Source organism: Rhizobium sp. BK312 (assembly GCF_014193605.1).
Taxonomy (GTDB): Bacteria; Pseudomonadota; Alphaproteobacteria; order Rhizobiales; family Rhizobiaceae; genus Rhizobium.
Genome location: NZ_JACHZP010000002.1, coordinates 1 through 19386, shown reverse-complemented (window position 1 = coordinate 19386; position 19386 = coordinate 1). Strand labels below are relative to the sequence as shown.

Here is a 19386-nt window from a genome sequence, read left to right as displayed (position 1 = left end):
AAAGGTGGTTCCGCAGCAGGCGCCAGCCCGCCGAAGAACATCGGTCATGCCTTCTTTTTGCTGCGGGCAGACTTGGTCCAAACATCGAGGATCACGGCGATCGCAATGATCAGACCCTTGATGATCTGCTGCCAGTACGAGCTGACATTCATGAGATTGAGCATGTTGTTGATGACGCCGATGATCATCGATCCGATGATCGTGCCGGTGATGGTTCCGGTGCCGCCCATCAGGCTGGTACCGCCGACGACGACCGCGGTGATCGCGTCGAACTCATAGCCGACGCCGCCGGCCGGCTGACCGGAATTGATGCGAGACATGAGGACGATGCCTGCAACGGCGCACAGAATGCCGTTGAAGATGAAAGCCTTCACGACGATGCTGTCCGGATTGATGCCGGAAGCGCGAGCGGCACGCTCATTGCCGCCGACCGCATAGACGTATCGGCCGAACTTGGTCTTGTTGAGAAGAATCCAGGAAATGACGATGACGATCGCGAGGATGAGCACGGAGATCGGTACTGGCCCAAGCGAGCCTTGCCCGATCACTTTGAGGTTGCCCAGTCCCGTTACCGGCGAACCGCCCGTGTAAAGCAGCACCGTGCCGCGTGCGACCGTCGTCATGGCCAATGTCATGATAAACGAGGGGATGCGGAAAAAAGTGATGACGAAGCCATTGATGATGCCGGTCACCATGCCGACTGCTACGCCGGCGACAATCGCGAGGATGACGCTCCCGGTCATGGCCATCACGCTCGCCGCAATGACACCACAGAGCGCGAGAACAGACCCCAGCGATACGTCGATGTGTCCCAGAATAATGATAAAAGTGACGCCACATGCGAGAAGGCTAACCACCACAACTTGACGCAGGACATTGGTCAGGTTGGCTTCCGTCAGGAACGTCGGGCTCAAAATCGACGCGAGGATGCAAATTCCGACGAAGATGAGGACCGTGCCGTACTTTCGGTAGATCTGGGAAAAGCTCATCTTCCCAGAGTCTCGGATGACCTTGCCTTCTCGTTTCACGGCCGCTTCTGCACGTTCGATACTCATCAGTGTCCTCCCGTGGCGAGGCGCATGATGTTTTCCTGCGTGGCCTCGTTTCTTGTCAGTTCGCCGGTGACCCGGCCTTCGCTCATCACCACCACGCGATCACTCATGCCGAGGATTTCGGGAAGCTCGGATGAGATCATGACGATCGCGAGCCCCTGACGAGCGAACTCGGTCATCAGTCTGTGAATTTCGGATTTCGACCCGACGTCGATGCCGCGTGTGGGTTCGTCGAGAATGAGCAGCTTCAGATCACCCAGCAGCCACTTGGCGAGAACGATTTTCTGTTGATTGCCGCCGCTGAGGTTCTCCACGATCATTGCCGTGTCGGGCGTCTTGATCTGGAGCATCTTGATCATGCGCTGGGATGCTGTCTCTTCCTGCCGCTCGCTGATGAAGAGGCCGGACGCGAATTTCTTGAGGTTGGCAAGCGAGATGTTCTCGCCGACGGACCGGCAAAGCACCAGGCCTTCCGCTTTGCGATCTTCCGAGACCATGGCGATGCCGTTGGCAATTGCATCCTTCGGCGACGTGAGCTTTAGCGGCTTTCCATTCAGGCGGATGACGCCCGCGTCCGCCCCGTCCAGGCCGAAGATCACCCGGGCGACCTCCGTCCGCCCGGCGCCGATCAGGCCGGAAAGGCCAACGATCTCGCCGGCACGCACCTCGAAGCTGACATTTTCGAAAACGCCGTCACGAGAGAGGTTCTCGACGGAAAGGACGATATCGCCGATCGGCACTTCCTCTTTCGGAAAGATGCTGGAGATCGTGCGGCCAACCATCTGGGAAATCAGCTTTGCCGGCTGGTATTCGCTCGCGGGCGCGGCTGCGACGAATTGGCCATCACGCATGACCGTGATGTCGTCAGCGATCTGGAAGATCTCGTCCATCTTGTGGGTGATGTAGATGATCGCGACGCCTGCTGCTTTCAGGTCCGCAATCTGTCTGAAGAGCATCGCAACTTCCGTGTCGCTGATCGCCGACGTCGGTTCGTCCATGATGACGAGAGAAGCCTCGCGCGAAATCGCCTTGACGATCTCGATGAGTTGCATCGTCGCGATGGACAGGTCGCGCATTTTGGTTTGGGGGCTGTATTTCAGGTCCAGACGATTGAGCAGCGCCTGCGTATCTGAATTCATGCGATCGAAATCGACGAACCGGGACATAACGCCCGTCCGGCTATAAGTGGGTTCGCGGCCGAGAAAGACGTTTTCGGCGATCGTCATGTCGAGCACGGGGCTGAGCTCCTGGTGGATCATCGAGATCCCTCGCTCCAGCGCGGATGCAGCACTCTGGTGATCGAGCTTTTCGCCCCTGAAAAAGATCTCTCCGCCGTCGATCGCGTAGATACCGCTCAGGATCTTCATAAGCGTCGACTTGCCCGCGCCATTCTCCCCGACGAGGACATGCACCGTGCCGGCACGAACCTTCAGGCTCATGCCATCGAGCGCTAGAACGCCAGGGAAGGCCTTCGTGATTGAGCGCATTTCAAGAACGACGCCGGCTCCGCTATCTATAGGCGTGCGATGGCCTTCGCCGCCCGAAAGCGGCGCCACCTTTTGCAAGGTCGCAGACATGAGAGTATTTCCTCCAAATGAGAGAGCTCTCCCAAGCCCTCCCGCCGAATTGGCTTTTACTGAAAGACGAAATTGCGAAAATTCCACTGAGTGTCAACAAACCGGTGGATTTTTCTCCCAAAACATCTCATAATTAGCGTCAGATTATGAGAGGCTTGTTATGTCACGCCCAACGATCCCGGACTTGGCAAAAGCCGCGAATGTAAGCATTTCAACAGTCGATCGCGTGCTGAACGGTCGCGACCCCGTGCGCCCACAGACGGCGGAGCGGGTTCTTAACGCCGCCCGCCAGATTGGTTTTCATGGCGTGACGGCCATCGCCCGGCGACTCGAGCACGACAAGCCGGTGATCAAATTTGGTTTTCTTCTCAAGCAGTCTCACCGTAAGCTTTATCAAATGTGGAGCGACGTTCTCGTTGCTGCGACTGAAGCATTCCCCGACGCCCATGGAAGGGCCATCGTTAGATTCATGGACGATCTTGCGCCCGACAAGGCTGCCGAGGCGATTTACGCTCTCAGTCGCGAAGCCGACGTCATTGGAATGATTACCTCGGATCACCCGCAGGTGAACCACGCCGTCGATGGTCTTGCAGCAGAGAATATTCCGGTCGTGACCATGATCTCCGATATTTCCACTGCCTCCCGCGCAGCCTATGTTGGCAACGACTGCGTCAAAAAGGGGCGCACGGCCGCGTGGTTCATCGCCGGGCTGAATGGCAATGGAGGCAAGGTGTCCGTCTTCGTAGGCAGTCACCGATATCTTGCGCAAGAACTAAACGAAATGGGGTTTCGATCGTATTTCCGGGAGAGTGCGCCGGACTTCCAGATGCTCGAGACTGTGGCCACGCTTGAAGAGCCCGAAATCGCCTATGAAGCAACGCGACGCCTTCTGCAGACCGAGCCGAATTGGGTCGGGCTTTACGTTGCCGGCGGCGGCATCACGGGCGTGATGCGAGCCCTGCGGCAGGACGGTGGGCCGGCAGCCAAACGCCTTGTGGTCATAGCACACGAGCTCACGAATGAAACGAGAGCCGGTCTTGCTGAGGGGCTGATCAGGGTCGTCCTGTCTCACCCGGCAAAGCTGCTGGGTGAGACCCTAGTGCGGGCAATGGCGCAAGCTCTCGACACCAACCGATCACCGACCGTTTCGCAGCACATTGTGCCGTTTGAATTTTACACTGCCACGAACATCTGAGACTTCTACGAAATCTCAATGCGATGTCGTCAAGAGCCGCCGAGGTGTTCTTGTCATAGACCCACCGATCGAGCGTTCCGAACCTCTCCCGGAATACAGTTTCATATGTTCGGGCGGGAAAACGGCTGCCCCTCAGCTGCGCTATTGCCCGAAATCGGAAGACAGCCAGAAACGACCCGTGAGGCTTATGAGGTTGAATTGGGCAAGTATACCGCTCTTCTGGCATCGAAGCTTCCCGCTTCGCCTTCATTCTCAGCCCATGACAGGGCGATAGCGATTTTTGGAATGATGGTCGGCATTCTCCAGATTGCCCGGGTTATGTCCAACCCATCAAAAGCGTCAGCCCTGTTGGAAGGTGGTGTCCAAGCTGCGCTCGCTCTGGCAAAAGCATAATGCGGGCAACGCCTGCCCGTTCGTTTAGCAACGGCTGCGAGGATCGTGCGGCATGAAGGGAGCTCGACCGCTGGGCTTCGACTTACTTTAGCTAGGTATCTGATTCACATGCTTATTGCCTGACACAAGACTGTATTATGGTAAAACAGTTACCTGCGGTTCCAGAGCCGACGGGGCAGGCTTTTTGAACAGCTATCTTTGGCGGGCATTGAAAGCTACTATCGGGCTTCCTGCAACCAGTTCGGCAGTTGCAGGAAGCCCGTGCTTATTCATTTCGCGATATTGCGATCGAGGAAACTCCGGATCAGCGGTGCCATCTCGTCCAGCTTGTCTTCAAGCGCAAAGTGGCCTGTATCAAGGAGATGGAACTCTGCTTCGGGAAGATCGCCAAGATAGGGATGCGCGCCCTCTTCCGGGAAGATCTTGTCGTTCTTGCCCCAGACGATCAGCGTCGGCGGCTTGCGGTCGCGGAAGAACGCCTGGAACTGCGGATAGAGCGGCAGGTTGGTGCGGTAGTCGTAGAACAGGTCGAGCTGGATATCCTTGTTCCCCGGCCGGTCGAGCAGCGCTTGGTCGTGAATCCAATTGTCGGGGCTGATGCGGGTCAGATCCTTGACGCCATCGGTATACTGGAATTTGGTCGTCTCAGGTGCGACGAGCACGGAGAGTGCGTCCCGGTCCTTCTTCGTTCCTGACTTCCAGTAGGCGCGGATCGGGTTCCAGAAATCGCGGATGCCTTCGTCATAGGCATTGCCGTTCTGGACAATCAGTCCCGTGACGCGATCCGGATGCTTGAGCGCCAGCCGGTAGCCGACAGGTGCGCCATAATCCATGACATACATCGAATACTTGGCGGCGCCGAGCTTGGTCAGCAACGTATCGACGATATCGGCATAGTGGCCGAAGGAATATTCGAACTTGGTGTGATCGGGTGCGTCGCTCTGACCGAAACCCGGATAGTCAGGAGCGATGACGCGGTAGCGATCAGCGAGCAGCGGGATCAGGTTGCGGAACATGTGAGACGATGTCGGAAAGCCGTGAAGCAGGACGACGACAGGGCCGTCGGCTGGGCCTGCTTCTCGATAAAACACGTTCACGCCATCGATCTTTACGGAGCGATAATGGACCGTCGCAGGTACTTGCTGAGCGATCGCAGGTGTTTCGGCGAACACTCTACTTGCGGGGGCGGTAACAAAGATGCTGGCGGATGCGAGAAGCAGGGCGGCAAGAGTGCGAGACATTGTGGTTCTCCTCAGGACTGGTTGCGGGCGGCTTGTTGCCTGCAACAACCATCGCTCTTTCGGCGTGGAAAAAGAATGTTCGTATTGGACAAGGGATTATTACGTCTGGTGATATGAGTGGCCGGATAGAGCGGCCGTTTGGATGAACCGTGACAGTTGCGTCGGCGTTGGTGAACGTCCCTTTCGACCAGATCGCAGTCAACGCGATCGGCTTGTCCATGCAACAATTGCGCTTAGTAACAACCGGGCTCTTGTGTCTGCTTCAACGTTGATCCAGCACAAATCGACGGCGAGACCGAGCATTCAGCTTAGCTGGATTTGGGTCTATTCCGGTGACTTAAAGGGCTAATTGAGAAGCCTGTTCTCACGGAGGCTGGCCGAAGCCATATCAACAAACGTTCGAACCTTCGCAGGAGCATGCCGGCCCTCGGGATGCAGTATGTGAATGGGCATGGGCGGTTCTTCGTACTCGCTGAGTACGATCTGCAACTCTCCCGCCATCAATGCGGGTCCAATTTGGTAATGAAGCACTCTTGTGAGGCCCCATCCCTCGCGTGCTGAATGTATGACAGCTTCATTGGTATTGCATTGCAGAACCGGCTCAACCATCACACGCTGATCATCGGCAAACCTCCACTCAGGCGATGCCCAAGCTGCAGTCGATGCAGCAATGCGGTGGTCTTTCAGATCGGCCGGCGATTTCGGAACACCGTAGCGTTCGAAGTATTTGGGCGAGCCACACATCACGCGACGAACGGTTCCCACCTTGATAGCGGTAAGGCCTGAATCCGGGAGATGACCAATGCGAATGGCCACATCAATGCCTTCATCCACGATGTTAACTGGCCGATCGACGAAAAGCGTTTTCGCCTTCACCGTGGAGTATGTGTCGAGATAGCGCGTCACGATCGGAAGCACATACATCTGACCAAATAAAACTGATGCTGTGATGTAGAGAGTTCCTGTCGGAGTGGCGTACGAACCACCGGCCGCCGCTTCCGCCTCTGCTATATCTGCCAGGATCCGGCGGCAATCGTCAAAATAACGCGCTCCGGCCTCGGTCATCTTCACTGAGCGAGTTGTTCGGACAAAGAGACGAGCCCCGATCAGGTCTTCCAAAGACGCGACTGCACGAGTGACAGCCGGGGCGCTCATGAACATCTGGCGAGCGGTATCTGCGAAACTTTCGGTTTCAGCAACCTTCACGAAAATCCGCATTGCCTGCCAACGGTCCATCTACTCCCCCAAAGCACTCGGTTTTCCAATACTTTAAGTGCTCGAAACCGAAGCCTCAAGGGGCATCACGCCAAATATCAAGGTTGATTGGGTTAGCGCGGATGGCTTGCGCAATGCGTTCTATTTCCGCACAGGCTTCTACAGAAAGGCCAGCGTATAATGCGCGCTGGCGGCTTTCCTGGCAGGCATCCAGCGCAAGCGAGATCGCCACCGAGATCTTGAAATCGAAGCTGGAACCGCACCTTGCAACGTCCATCTCAGCGCCGGTCATGCCGAGCGCACGGCCGGCTTCCTCCTGCTTCCCGAGTAAGGGCTGGCCCGCACTGGTTCCGGCAAGAGCAAGCTCTATTGAAAGCCTCACCCGTGGATCAATTGACGAGCCGACCATTTTCAATCTCCCCGATGTGCGGGCTAAAATCCGAAGTCGCTCAACCCCGGATGGTCGTCCGGCCGGCGGCCAAGCGGCCAACGAAACTTGCGATCCGCTTCAGCAATCGGGTGTTCGTTGATGCTTGCATGACGTTCCCGCATCAGGCCATCCTCGGCAAATTCCCAGCTCTCGTTACCATAGGCGCGGAACCACTGGCCGCTGTCGTCGCGATATTCATAGGCATATCGGACGGCGATACGGTTACCGGTGAAGGCCCACAATTCCTTGATCAGGCGATAGTCGAGCTCCTTGTTCCACTTGCGGGTCAAGAAGGCCTCGGCCTCGGCACGGTTCTTTGCGAACTCGGTGCGGTTGCGCCAACGTGTATCGAGCGTATAGGCAAGCGCCACCTTGGCGGGGTCGCGGCTATTCCAGCCGTCTTCTGCCAGACGGACCTTTTCGATTGCGCTCTGTTCAGTGAATGGGGGAAGCGGGGGACGGGACATGTGGAAATTCCTCTCAGGATGATGTTTGACCGTGGGGGCCAAAGGACGGTACGCCTTGCACAGCCTCTTGGCCTTGGCGTCATGCGGCGACGCGATCAATGCGGGGGAAGTCGATCTCGGTATCGAGGGCCTCGTTCACGTAGTTCGTGAAGGTGTTGAGGGCGACATGGACGATGATCTCGACGATCTCAGCGTCGCTGTAGCCGGCATCACGGGCCTTGGTGATTTCGGCTACAGCGACGGAACCGCGAGCCACTGTCAGTGCCCGGGTGAATTCGACTGCGGCAGCTGCCTTGGGATCGTTCGACGTGCCGTTGCGGTTGGCAGCGATTTCACTCTCGTCGAGCTTGGCAAACTTCGTACCGGTGAAGGTGTGGGCCGAGAGGCAGCAGTCACAGCCGTTGGCCTCAGCCATGGCGAGCGCGATGCGTTCGCGGGTGCCGACGGCAGCTTGCCTTTGCCGAGTGCGCCCTGGAGCGATGTCAGACCCGTCAATGCGGCGGGGCTGTTGGACACCAGCCTGAAGATGTTCGGAACGGAACCGATCTGCTTCTGGACGGTCTCAAGGATCGGACGGGAGGCTTCGGGTGCTTCGTCGATGGTTGCCGGGGTAGGAATGCGTGACATTGTATTCTCCTTTTTTGGTTGAGAGAGATGTCGCTCTCTTGAGATTGAATATGACCCCGCGGCGCCGATCGCTGAAGATCGAAGGGGAACAAGGGCCTGTTACGCTGGACGCAGCAATCGCGATGTCATAGGGCGAGCTGCAGACCGCCTTCCTGGTCGGCAGGAACTGTGCAGCACAGAAGCACTTCGTCGGCGTCGATCTTCGCGGTGGGCTGCTTGACGTAAGCGACGGCACCCTTGATGAGCTTCGTCCGACACGTGCCGCAGTTTCCTTCCCGACAACTGAACTCGGGCTCGAGGCCGCGTGCCTCGGCAAGTTCCAGAAGAGTGCCGGAACCAGGGGTCCACCGCGCTTCTTTCAGGGAATTCGTGAATATGACCGGCACAGGCTTTTCCGACGGCTGCGTGGTGGAAGACACAGCTGCTGGTGTGGGTTGCCCTGTGCGAATGAGCGACGACGGACCGAAGGCTTCCGCATGGATACGATCGTCAGCAATGTTGAAACCCCGCAGCCCGTCATAAAGACCTTGGGTAAACTGGGCAGGTCCGCAGAGATAGAAATCATAGTCGTTGAAGGGAAGAAACCGCGTCAGCATGGCCGTGTCGATCCGCCCGGCCGCGTCGAAGTCGCTACCCTCTTCAGCATCCGTGGTGTCACTGAGGATCCTGACCAAGCGCACGACGCCCTTTGTCGCACCGACAAGGTCGGCGATCTCCTTGTCAAACGGTCGATCGGCCTTGGAGCGAGCCGCGTAGAACAACGTGACCGGACGGACACGTTGCTTGCGGAGCCCCTCGTAAACGATATGACGGAGCATCGCGAGCAGCGGCGTGATGCCGACGCCGCCTGCCAGAAGAACCGCCGGGCGTGACGAGCGGGCATCGATGCTGAAGTCGCCGGCCGGCGCGCGCGCCTCGATGACATCGCCGACGGCAATAGTATCGTGCAGGAATTGCGACACCTGGCCGTCTCGCTTGACGCTGATGCGGTAGATACCGTCGGACGGCGCGACCGAGAGCGTGTAGGTGCGAATGACCGACTTTCCTTCGCCGGGCAGCTTGATGCGTATAGGGAGATGCTGACCCGCGTTGTGAGGGAGTAGCCCCGCGTCATCGCCAGGCTGCAGATGGAAAGATTTGATCGTCGCGCTTTCATCGACAATGGCGGTGACGGTCATTGGCCGCCAGCTTGTGGCAATCTCTGCGGCACGAAGACGGTCGCCCGCTTGCTGCCAGCTCCCGGTCATAAGGGAACTCGGCGACCAGCCGTCCTTCTGGAAAGCCCATCTCAACGCCAATGCATTGCGGCGACGGACGATACGTGTCGGCTTGAATGTCCAAAAGCGCTCAGCGCCCTGGAAGGCGGCGATCTCGGGCGAGTCGAAAATGACTTCGGCTTTCCCCGTCATCTGCAGCATATCGCCGGTGTTGAAATCCACGAACAGAAGTCCTGCCTTTCCGTTCATCAGGATGTTGCCAAGCGTCGCGAAGAAGAGATTTCCGTCGAAATCGGGGATTGTCAGGACCCCATCGTCACCGATGCGAACAAACCCGGCGTTCCCGCCGCGATGTGAGACGTCCACCTGGCGCCGGTCTTCGCGATCGACGTAGGAGGCAACGAAAAACGCGTCAGCTTCTCGAATAATCGTGCGTGCCTGATCATCAAGTGCAGGCAGTTCCTCAACCTCACCTTTAAACAAGGTTCCCGGCTGGCGTTCGAACGCGAAGTCGCGCAGCTGAATGTAGCGCGGGCAATTTCCGAAGCTCTGGTCAACATCGACGCGGAAACCGCCATCGATCGTCGAGACAAAACCATTCATGCGGTTGCGGCGACGCGTGTGCATCTCGATACCGAGAAGACCAATCGGCAAGCCGTCGGCCAGTCCTTCGCTTGCTGGGTCGCTCGGATCTCGGGTCGCGGCAATGTCCAAAACGATGGGAGAGGGTGACGACATGAAACCAGGCTGGCCTTCGACAAAAGTCGCCCAGGCTTCGCCAGATTGATCGACGCTGCCAAGAACGATGAAAGGCAATTGGGCGTAGAAGTCCCGGTGCTGGTCGGGCATGAAATCGCGAACGACACGCTGGCCGACCGAGGCCATGCGTTCCTTTACGCCGAGCTTTTCCTGGATAAAGGTCTCGCCTTCATGCCACGTCGGCAGTTTCGTAAGGTTCATAGACATCGGCGTTCTCCAGAGAAGGAAGCGGGGGCGTGCGAGGCGTCGCACGCCCTATCGAGGCTTAGGCGGCAAGGCCAACGGGCGTTTTCACGAAGTCGACGAAGCCTGGAAGTTGTTCGACGCGGGCAAGGAGGGCATTGACGGACGGATAGGCGCTAAGGTCGACATTGCCTTCCGGCGCGCGCGCGACATAGCTGTAGATCGCGACGTCGGCGATCGTCGGGCGGCTGCCCACTAGCCATTCACGCCCTTGCAGCTGGTTCTCGATCCGGCCGAGGATGGTATGGGCACGCCCGATCACCTCTTCCGGGTTGAACTTGGCGCCGAACACCGTGACCAGACGCGCAGCTGCCGGACCGTATACGATCTCACCGGCTGCAACAGAGAGCCACCGCTGAACGTCGGCCGCTCCTTTTGCATCTTCAGGAAGCCATGCCGTCTGACCTGCCTTCTTGGCGACGTAGACTAGGATCGCGTTGGAATCCGAAATGAAGACATCGCCATCCGCCAGCACCGGCACTTGGCCGAAGGGGTTCATCTTGAGGAAGTCGGGCTGCTTGTGGGCGCCAGCTTGCAAATCGACCTCGACCAGCTCGTGGGGAAGCCCGATCAGGGAAAGGAAAAGCCGGGCGCGGTGAGAGTGACCGGACAGCGGATGGTGATAGAGTTTCATGTGATCGCTCCTGCTTGAAGGCCGGGTTCGTTCCCGATCCGTGGACACAGGATGCAATGCGCGATCGCGCGGCTGAATACTCATGTTTGACATTGGACTGTTACGCTGCATGAAACAGTGCCGTAACCGCCGAGAATGACAGGTGAGCTTCGCATCTGCACGGTTGAGCAATCCTCTAAATTGAAGAACGGCTCTCAACGTTCAGGTTTGCCCTCAAAGCCTTGATCAGGTCGATGAACCGGCGCAGCTTTGCCGGGATATTGCGCCTTCCGGGATAGTAGAGACATAGCCCCGGGTATGGCGGGGTCCACTCCGCAAGAACCTGCTCCAACCTACCCTCGGCCAGGTCATCGGCGACCTGCCATTCGTTCAGATAGGCAAGTCCGGCTCCATCGCGGGCCGCCCGGAGCATCAGATCGCTGTCGTCGAGCGTGAGCTTGCCCGGAACGTCGAGCGCGAAAGCCTCTCCCCTTCGCTCGAACTCCCAGCGATAGAGCGTGCCGCTCGCCATTCTGGCGCGGATACAATGGTGATCGTGAAGGTCAACCGGAACCTGTGGTTTTCCATAGCGTCGGAAGTATTCGACCGATCCGACGATGGCAGGGCGGATGCTGTCGCCGATCGGGACAACCACCATGTCAGGGGGAACGGCCTCCCGGATCCTTATTCCGGCATCGAAGCCCTTGGCGTTGACGTCGACCAACGCGCCCTCCGTGACGATCTCCACCGCCATCTGCGGGTTCCGGCGCATGTATTCCAGGATCAGGGGCGTCAGGATCATCCGCGTTGCGCCCACCGACGTGTTGATCCGCAAAGTGCCCGTAGCTTCTGCCCGATGTTCATCGACATGCTCGACGGCGCTGCGGATCGCCTCCAGCGCCGGTCCGACGCTTGCCACGAACTGCTCACCCGCGGCTGAAAGGACCACGCTACGAGTCGAGCGGTTGAACAGCCTGACGCCCATGCGGGTCTCTAGCGCAGCGATCTGCTGACTGAGCGACGACGACGAGATGCCGAGCTCGCGAGCGGCGGCCCTAAACCCGCCTTGGGAAGAGACGGCGAGAACCGCCTCGAGTTCAGCAAGCGAACCACGCATCATTGTCCGTAATTTCCTATCAGCCTGAGCACTTTTGGCCAACTTATCAGGACAATCCCGAAATGCCAGATATGCCTCAACAGCCAAAAGGAGTTAGAAATGTACGACATCGACAAAATCTACATCGACGGGCAGTTCGTCACGCCTCGCGCGACAGAGACGGCCGATCTCCACAATCCGTCAACGGAGGAGAAGATCGGTACGGCCAGACTGGGCAGCGTCGAAGATGCGCGAGAGGCGGTTGCGGCGGCGAAACGTGCTTTCCCCGCGTTTTCGCGCACCACGAAAGGTGAGCGCATCGACATGCTAAAGCGGTTGAACGCCGCCGTCGCCGCGCGCGTCTCCGATCTGACGGAAGCTATGGCGCTTGAGTACGGTGCTCCGCAGACCTTCACGCGGTTCGCCATTCCCCATGCCGCCTCAAGCTTCCTGACCATCGCGAAGGTTCTAGAGGACTATGACTTCGAGCGCCGTATAGGTCGAGCGCGCGTGATCATGCAGCCGGTCGGTGTCGCCGCCGCCATCACGCCGTGGAACAGCAACATCGGCTTCATCACCTCGAAGCTCGCAACTGCCATCGCCGCCGGCTCCACCATCGTCATCAAACCGAGCGAGATGAGCGCGATACAAACGCAGGTCCTGGCCGAATGCCTGCATGGAGCGGGGTTGCCGAAAGGTGTGTTCAACATCGTCAACGGGCTCGGCAATGTCGTCGGCGCGGAACTCAGCCGGCATCCGGATATCGCGAAGGTGACCTTCACCGGATCCACCGCGGTCGGCAGGGAAATCCTGCGTAGCGCGGCCGACACCTTCAAGCGCGTCACGCTGGAGCTAGGCGGCAAGGGTCCGAACATCATTCTCGACGACGCCGATCTGGATGTGGCCATCCCCGCCGTGCTGCGGATGGGCTTCATCAACAGCGGCCAGTCCTGCATCGCCGGCACCCGCGTTCTGGTTCCGAACCGTCGGCTAGATAAAGTGCTGGCCAGGCTGAAGCAGGAGACTGAGAGGTTCAAGGTCGGCGCTCCCGATGATCCGGACGCGATGATCGGGCCGATGGTCAGTCAGAAGCAGTACGACCGCGTCCAGTCCTATATCGGGCTGGGGATACGAGAGGGCGCCAGCCTCCTGACGGGCGGTCTCGGACGGCCTACCGGACTGGATCGTGGCTGGTTCGCGAAGCCGACCATATTTACCGGCGTCAACAACCAGATGCGCATCGCGCGCGAGGAGATATTCGGGCCGGTGCTGTCGGTCATTGGCTATCGTGACGACGACGAAGCCGTGTCCATCGCCAACGATACTTCCTACGGACTTCAGTCCTATCTACATGGCAGCGACGCCTCGCGCATGCAAGCACTTGCGGATCGATTGGACAGCGGTCGTGTTGTCATCAACGCTGCGCCCCATGAGCCGCTTGCTCCCTTCGGTGGCTTCAAGCAGTCGGGCATCGGCCGCGAGTATGGCGTGTTCGGCCTAGAGGCGTTTCTGGAGCCAAAGGCTATCATCGCTTGAGGATAGCCACGACGAGCGGAGCTCGAACTCCGCGCGTCATCCGCTCTCCTATCTTACGAATCTTGGACCTGCTCTTAAAAGGATCTGAACTTGCGCCGTCCACTCTGGTAGGTAAGCACCTGATTTCACTTGTCAAAGCTGGTTAGAGACGCGGCGCCGCCGCCAGCAACGGGCCTCTGGGCTTTGAGAACATTCAGGCCTACTGGGCAGGTGACGCAAAACCAACACCTGCCCAATTGCCGGGTATTCAACTGCGTGGCGCGGTAAAGCTCGCAAGTCATGGTGAATATTTGATTACAGCCACTCGATCGTCGTCTTCCCTTTGACATTGGCCATGGCGGCTCCCATCTCTCTGCCGCTTGTTTTCGGGAGAGACAATGAGAGACTTTGTGAATGCGACGTTCGGGTCCGTTGAACTCGACATCATCAGCCAGGCACTCGAGGAGTGGCGAACTTCAATCGGTATCGACCGTGCCGCCCCGGAATACGAAATCGCGGCCGCCACCGTTGTCACCTTGTTCAGGGAAGGCAACCGCTCGCTTCCGGAACTTCAGGCTGCAATTTCCGCCCACCAGTGGCTATCTCGGGATGCGGTGGAAATGGCAAAGGTCCCGGTGCATTCCGCAGGTAAGGCCTCATAGGTAGACTAGATCACCACCTAAAATGTGCAGGACCGTTCGAGGGAAGGTGCGCCACGCTTCGCGGATCTCTCAAAGGTGCTTCCCTTCCGAAACGTCGAAGAGGACTACGGAAATGCGCGACGATACGGGAGATGGCTGTTCATCAGGCACGGGGACAAGACGGCACCTGCTGCTGTTGTGGATCGCAGCCGGCTCTTTTACAGCGGCTCCTGCATCGGTATGACAGTGGTATCACGAACGAAGAGAAAATCTGAATGCCCCATGACTTTCTCGTTACCGGCCCTGAAGACGCCAAGATCACGATCGTTCTCGCTCATGGAGCGGGCGGTGCAATGGACACGATGTGGATGGAAAACATGTCGTCCGCATTTGCCGATCAGGGCCTGCGGGTCGTCCGGTTCGAGTTCGATTACATGGCAGCACGACGTTCCACCGGAAAACGGTCGCCGCCCCCACGCGCCGAACTCCTGAAGCAGGAATATGAAGCTGTGATCGATGGACTCGGTGCGCGAGGAACCCTCGTCATCGCGGGCAAATCCATGGGCGGTCGCGTGGCCAGCATGATCGCGGATGACCTCTACGATACTGGAAAGATCTCCGGACTGCTCTGCCTGGGTTACCCGTTCCATCCCATCGGAAAACCTGACAGCTTGCGGACAGACCATCTCGCGGAAATGAAGACCCCGACCCTCATCTGCCAGGGCACACGTGATCTATTCGGATCGCGAGAGGAGGTTTCGGGCTACACGCTTTCCAAAATGATCGAAATTCTCTGGCTAGAGGATGGAGATCACGACTTTCGGCCTAGAAAGGCCGTCTCCGGTCTCACGATCGCCGAACATGTCACCGTCGTCGCCGATCACGTCACCAGATGGGCGGCTTCATTGCGTACGCCGGGGTGGCGGTGAAGAGTGCACTGTTAATCCTTTGGGCCGGCGGGCTCGAAGTCGTTCCGTTAAGCTGCGGGCGCGGCCAAAAGCGCTTGATGTGAAGGGATACGAATTGCGGCTCCAGCGGTTTTTCAACAAACTGATGTGTTATCTACTTCCGTTACAGGACTGCTTCCAACAATGGGAACGAAAACCAGGCGTAGATTTTATCACCAAATGGTGCTGATAATCGCAGCCAATAAGGGAGCTGATCAATGCGATCGACTATCAACCTCGATGACACGCTTATCGAAAGGGCTAGGTCCTTAACCGGCACTAAAGAAACCGCAGTTCTCGTCCGTCAAGCGTTAGACACTTGTTCGTGTGGAGTCCGGAAAGCGCCTGATCGCACTCGGAGGAACCATGCCTGATGCCGAGGCAGCGCCGCGCCGCCGGAGCGCAGCGGCCAAGTGATACTGGCCGACACCTCGATCTGGATCGATCATTTCCGCCATGCCGATGCCGAGCTCCGCAGGATTGTTGAGGACGATCGCCACTTTGCCACCCGTGCGTGATTGGTGAGTTGGCGCTTGGCAGCCGTCGCGATCGCGGCGGCGTAATAGCTTTTCTGTCGGCTCAACGCGTAGCGGTCGTGGCCACGCACGACGAAGTCATGGCGATGATCGATCGCCATGGCATTTTCAGCACGGGCATTGGCTACACGGATGCCCATTTGCTCGCATCGGTCCTTCTTGACAAGCGAGCGCTCTATGGACCAGAGACAAGCGCCTGCGGGTAGCGGCCGAAAAGGTGGGCGCCGCACTGCACCTACGAGCCAGCATGCCCAACTGAATGCTGAAATGGTACTCCTTCAGGGTCTCGGACAAGTTTTGGATATCTCGCCTTGAACGGATTCGGACCCACCGCCCTTCAATGCTACAAGAGCCAGCAACAACGGTCGGCGGATGGAATGCACCGTCGCACTCAGCAGGCGGCGCTTGCGAACAAGCCCGAAGTTAAAGTTCAAAGGATCGACGACAATGCCTCGCGAACCCACTGCCGAAAACTGGTCGGCCCAATGATCGCAGTGGAGCGCGGAGCAACGTTGTCCATGCCTTCGTCTTTCGCCTTCAACATCACGATGTAAGCCGCGGCGAAGGGCTCGGGCCATCCGACACCAACAAGCCGCGCTTTCCATTCGTCAAATGGAACCTGCTGATAGCCGCATCGATATCGGGTCTCTTCGCTGATAATGCGGGAGATATCGGTATAGGAATGCTCCTCGGGTCCGAGCACGGGAACGTCCTTTTGTCCAATCCAGGAGCGGTCCAGCAGCAGGTTGGCTGCAGCGGCACCCACGTCCCGTGTCGCGACATGCGGCAGTTTTACGTCCCGACTAATGGAACCATAGATGCAGCCCGCGCGAATGCTGTCCGTCAAACGGAGCGCGTTGTCCATGGAGGCTGGTAGAGCAAGTCCGCGCACGGCTGCGCCTGTTGTTCGCAACAAATCGACCATGCGTATCGAAGCGGTTGCCATGTCTGCGCGATCTTGCCAGGGCGTATCCCGGCCGAGAGTCGTTACGGCAACGACATGGCGAATGCCGTGCCACTGGGTAGCATCGGCTGCAGGTCGTGAGAATTCGACCGTTGCAGCTTCGGATGTTTCCTGCCGCGTCGGCGGGCAGAGCCAGAAGACGGCGGATGCCCCCCTCGAAAGCCTTGTCTACGACTGACGCGTCGGAATGCGAGCCATGCGTAAGTTCAGACGCCGTTCAGCATCATCGACTTTCTCACCGCCGCGGAATGAAACGTCCACGGTTGGGGGTGAAGAGGATTTCGGCTTGAGGACGGAGCCTCCATCCTGATGCTGGTCTGCCTCTCGGCCCCTCCAGATCTCGGTGCGCCGATCCGCTAACCGGCCCCAGCGCCTCAGAAAAGTGAGCTGGCGTTGCCGGGCGCGCCGGGGCTACGGCTCGGCCATTGCGTTCAGCGTCGCCCTGCACACGTCATGTTGCAGGAACCAGCCGCATTGGCTGCCCACCCAGTTTATTCGCGAGTTTTTCCTGAATGAGCACCGCCGAGGGGAGCGGGCGCCACGCGACTTCGAAGAAATCGATCAGACCGTTTTCGTCCAGGTGAATATGTTCGTTTCCTTTGACCGTGATCCCGTCGCATTGGATGGTGAAGAACACGGCGACGTCTCGATCAGAGGCAAACGTCAAGTCAACGTCGAGGCTGTCTATTGTGGCAAGCAGACCAGACAGGATTTTGACGACCGTCTCCTTCCCTTCGAAAGGATCCGGGAAAACAGGGCTTTGCAGTATGACGCTCTCAGACAGGTGCTCTGCGAGCTTCGTGGTTTCCTTGCCACTCATGGCCTTGAAGTAAGCTTCGACGTGATGGGTGTTCATTTCATCATCTCACACTGGTTGCATTGTTCTTCGCCCAAATCGACTATCGGCAACTCCTGGAAGTTGACGAATAAGGACCCGGGGCATTGATGGGAGCATCGCGATTGTCACCGCGCGCTCGTTTACATCGCCAATATGAGCTTAGGAGGAAGCTACTGGTATCGGGGCGCTCGGCAGGATAGTGTTGACATTATGTCCACGCCCCTTGACGGCATATCCCTATCCCAGCTCCGATGCTTCATTGCCGTGATCGATGCTGGATCATTCGTTGGCGCAGCCCGCCAACTGGCACTGACGACCTCCGGAGTTTCAAAAACGATTTCGCGGCTGGAGGCCGTTTACGGGCTGCGTCTCCTGCATCGCTCAACCCACTCGATCTCACCGACTGACGCCGGTGAGCTGTTGATCGGACCTGCGCGCGACGTGCTGAACGGAGCCGCGAACATCGATGCCATCCTGACGCATGCGAGTAAGGGCGCCGCAGCGGGAAACGTCAGGATCGGCGCGTCTCCCGCCTTTGTTCGCCGCTGCCTCGTGCCACTTCTACCGGCATTCAAAGAACAGCATACCGACATCGCTCTCGATTTGCGGGCCAGCGACGTGATCGCCGACCTTGCAGAAGTCGGGCTGGACCTTGCGATCCGCAGCGGGCGGCTTGACGGGTTGCCCGGCCACGTTCGTCTGCCGTGGTTCGAATTTGATTGGGTCGTATGCGCGTCGCCTGGCTACGTGGAGCGGTATGGGGCACCTCGGACGCCATCCGACCTTGCCACACATGACCTGATCGGTTTCCGCAACACCCGCACCGGGTTGGTCGAACACTGGCGGCTCCGCGCCGATAGTTTTCCACGGTCACCACCCTGGCATTTCATTACCGACGATGCTGAATCCGCTCTGTTGGCCGCGGAGAATGGCGTGGGAATTATGTGGGGGCCAAGGTGGCTGGCGGCCGATGCCCTCGCCTCGGGAACGGTAATCGAGGTGTTGCCGGACTGGCGCGGCAACAAAATGCCAATGTCCATCCTGCGACGTGAACAGACCCTGCTTCCAACCCGAGTGCGAGCGGTAATGGAGTTTCTCCACGATCAGACGGCGGCCTTTAAAGAGAGGTAGCGACCGGCGTGTGTCCGAGTGCTCGACCAGCATCGGTCGACACCGCTGATCGTGACGATCTCCCCGCTCCCGGTCATGAGGTCTTCGCTCGAGAGACCATTCGCGACCAGGTCGACCGCGGCGTCACCAATGTTCGTAATCTCAAGCTGCCACACTGGAAGCGGTGGTTCGGTGTCGAGAATCGCTGTCTCGTCCCTGTCACCAGCTTTGCCGAGCCGGATCCGGCAAGCCAGAAAGAAGGCGGCAACGTCCCGAACACCTGGTTCGCACGCGATGAGGTCAAACCCATTCATGGCAAGGCCATGCCAGTGCTGCTGCTGACCAGGGAAGAGACCGATGTCTGGATGACGGCGCCATGGGAGGAGGCAAAAGAGCTGGCCCGCCCATTGCCGGATGACGCACTGACCGTCACCTCCCGAGAGCCCTATGGCTCGACCATTGTTACCAAGGAAGGTGAGCTGGTCAGTCCATCAGGCTTGCTGTAACGAGCGACGTTTCGACAACTCAATGCGGCGGCGCCTGTTCGGACAAGAGGAGCTCGTGCACGGCCGCATCCACGATTTCCTGCGCCAACCGTAAAGGTCACGTTCGCTGACCCGCTCCTGGATCGCGGCAATCATCCAGCCGGCCGCAACTGCGTCGTCGGCGTTCTTATGGCTGTTGAAGTGTTTCAAACATGCTTCGATCCG

Annotated in this window: 16 protein-coding genes and 5 pseudogenes; 8 read left to right on the top strand and 13 right to left on the bottom strand. The window is 58.5% G+C overall.

Going from position 1 to position 19386, the window contains the following annotated elements; all coding sequences use genetic code 11:
- Window positions 1-44 precede the first annotated feature (44 nt).
- Together FHT85_RS04815 and FHT85_RS04810 are read right to left on the bottom strand one after the other, a co-directional pair.
- A complete protein-coding gene (locus FHT85_RS04815; RefSeq protein WP_112410168.1) occupies window positions 45-1055 on the bottom strand; it encodes an ABC transporter permease in 1011 nt (336 codons plus the stop codon).
- Window positions 1055-2629, bottom strand: coding sequence for a sugar ABC transporter ATP-binding protein (locus FHT85_RS04810; protein ID WP_112339365.1), 1575 nt, complete (start codon window positions 2627-2629; stop codon window positions 1055-1057). The genes FHT85_RS04815 and FHT85_RS04810 overlap by 1 nt, the downstream gene beginning before the upstream one ends.
- 160 nt (window positions 2630-2789) lie before the next feature.
- Here FHT85_RS04810 and FHT85_RS04805 point away from each other — a divergent pair, with 160 nt between their 5' ends.
- Window positions 2790-3824 (top strand): LacI family DNA-binding transcriptional regulator, encoded by a 1035-nt coding sequence (locus FHT85_RS04805; RefSeq protein WP_112400912.1) that lies wholly within the window; start codon window positions 2790-2792, stop codon window positions 3822-3824.
- Between the two features lie 662 nt (window positions 3825-4486).
- Here the strand turns inward: FHT85_RS04805 and FHT85_RS04800 are convergent.
- The 8 genes and pseudogenes from FHT85_RS04800 to FHT85_RS04765 all read right to left on the bottom strand — a co-directional run bounded on the left by FHT85_RS04800 (window position 4487) and on the right by FHT85_RS04765 (window position 12146).
- Entirely contained in the window at window positions 4487-5458 is a 972-nt protein-coding gene (locus tag FHT85_RS04800) for an alpha/beta fold hydrolase (protein WP_112410167.1), read from the bottom strand.
- A gap of 345 nt (window positions 5459-5803) precedes the next feature.
- Complete coding sequence (locus FHT85_RS04795) at window positions 5804-6694, bottom strand: LysR family transcriptional regulator (RefSeq protein WP_112410166.1); 891 nt, start codon at window positions 6692-6694, stop codon at window positions 5804-5806.
- 55 nt (window positions 6695-6749) lie between these two features.
- On the bottom strand, window positions 6750-7082 hold the full coding sequence (locus FHT85_RS04790) for a hypothetical protein (RefSeq protein WP_112400911.1): 333 nt from the start codon (window positions 7080-7082) through the stop codon (window positions 6750-6752).
- Window positions 7083-7105: 23 nt separating this feature from the next.
- On the bottom strand, window positions 7106-7570 hold the full coding sequence (locus FHT85_RS04785) for a DUF1348 family protein (RefSeq protein WP_112410165.1): 465 nt from the start codon (window positions 7568-7570) through the stop codon (window positions 7106-7108).
- A gap of 79 nt (window positions 7571-7649) precedes the next feature.
- Window positions 7650-8197 (bottom strand): annotated as a pseudogene (locus FHT85_RS04780) (carboxymuconolactone decarboxylase family protein).
- Between the two features lie 125 nt (window positions 8198-8322).
- Entirely contained in the window at window positions 8323-10380 is a 2058-nt protein-coding gene (locus FHT85_RS04775) for a pyridoxamine 5'-phosphate oxidase family protein (RefSeq protein ID WP_112410164.1), read from the bottom strand.
- 58 nt (window positions 10381-10438) lie between these two features.
- Window positions 10439-11050 carry a glutathione S-transferase family protein gene (locus FHT85_RS04770; protein ID WP_112410163.1) on the bottom strand — a complete coding sequence of 204 codons (612 nt, stop codon included), beginning with the start codon at window positions 11048-11050 and terminating at the stop codon, window positions 10439-10441.
- Between the two features lie 175 nt (window positions 11051-11225).
- The gene (locus FHT85_RS04765) at window positions 11226-12146 is read right to left on the bottom strand and encodes a LysR family transcriptional regulator (RefSeq protein ID WP_112339401.1); all 921 of its coding nucleotides are present in this window, start codon (window positions 12144-12146) and stop codon (window positions 11226-11228) included.
- Between the two features lie 99 nt (window positions 12147-12245).
- Between FHT85_RS04765 and FHT85_RS04760 the strand changes: the two genes are divergently transcribed.
- From FHT85_RS04760 to FHT85_RS30400, 5 genes and pseudogenes are all read left to right on the top strand, one after another.
- Window positions 12246-13661 (top strand): aldehyde dehydrogenase family protein, encoded by a 1416-nt coding sequence (locus FHT85_RS04760; protein ID WP_112410162.1) that lies wholly within the window; start codon window positions 12246-12248, stop codon window positions 13659-13661.
- Window positions 13662-14038: 377 nt separating this feature from the next.
- Window positions 14039-14302, top strand: a complete 264-nt coding sequence (locus FHT85_RS04755) for a hypothetical protein (protein ID WP_112410161.1) — start codon at window positions 14039-14041, stop codon at window positions 14300-14302.
- Between the two features lie 254 nt (window positions 14303-14556).
- Window positions 14557-15210: an alpha/beta fold hydrolase gene (locus FHT85_RS04750; RefSeq protein WP_112410160.1), complete on the top strand. Its 654-nt coding sequence runs from the start codon at window positions 14557-14559 to the stop codon at window positions 15208-15210.
- A 236-nt stretch (window positions 15211-15446) separates the two neighbouring features.
- Window positions 15447-15645 (top strand): annotated as a pseudogene (locus FHT85_RS04745) (type II toxin-antitoxin system VapB family antitoxin).
- Window positions 15642-16023, top strand: a pseudogene (locus FHT85_RS30400) (type II toxin-antitoxin system VapC family toxin). Before FHT85_RS04745 ends, FHT85_RS30400 begins: the two co-directional pseudogenes overlap by 4 nt.
- A gap of 171 nt (window positions 16024-16194) precedes the next feature.
- Here the strand turns inward: FHT85_RS30400 and FHT85_RS04735 are convergent.
- Together FHT85_RS04735 and FHT85_RS04730 are read right to left on the bottom strand one after the other, a co-directional pair.
- A complete protein-coding gene (locus FHT85_RS04735) occupies window positions 16195-16710 on the bottom strand; it encodes a hypothetical protein (protein WP_112410159.1) in 516 nt (171 codons plus the stop codon).
- A gap of 469 nt (window positions 16711-17179) precedes the next feature.
- Window positions 17180-17584 (bottom strand): nuclear transport factor 2 family protein, encoded by a 405-nt coding sequence (locus FHT85_RS04730; protein WP_112339097.1) that lies wholly within the window; start codon window positions 17582-17584, stop codon window positions 17180-17182.
- 192 nt (window positions 17585-17776) lie between these two features.
- Here FHT85_RS04730 and FHT85_RS04725 point away from each other — a divergent pair, with 192 nt between their 5' ends.
- Together FHT85_RS04725 and FHT85_RS04720 are read left to right on the top strand one after the other, a co-directional pair.
- Entirely contained in the window at window positions 17777-18697 is a 921-nt protein-coding gene (locus tag FHT85_RS04725) for a LysR family transcriptional regulator (RefSeq protein WP_162709606.1), read from the top strand.
- A gap of 53 nt (window positions 18698-18750) precedes the next feature.
- A pseudogene (locus FHT85_RS04720) lies at window positions 18751-19182 on the top strand (SOS response-associated peptidase); the annotation flags it as partial.
- Here the strand turns inward: FHT85_RS04720 and FHT85_RS30345 are convergent.
- Window positions 19168-19386, bottom strand: a pseudogene (locus FHT85_RS30345) (hypothetical protein); the annotation flags it as partial. The pseudogenes FHT85_RS04720 and FHT85_RS30345 sit on opposite strands and share 15 nt — an antisense overlap.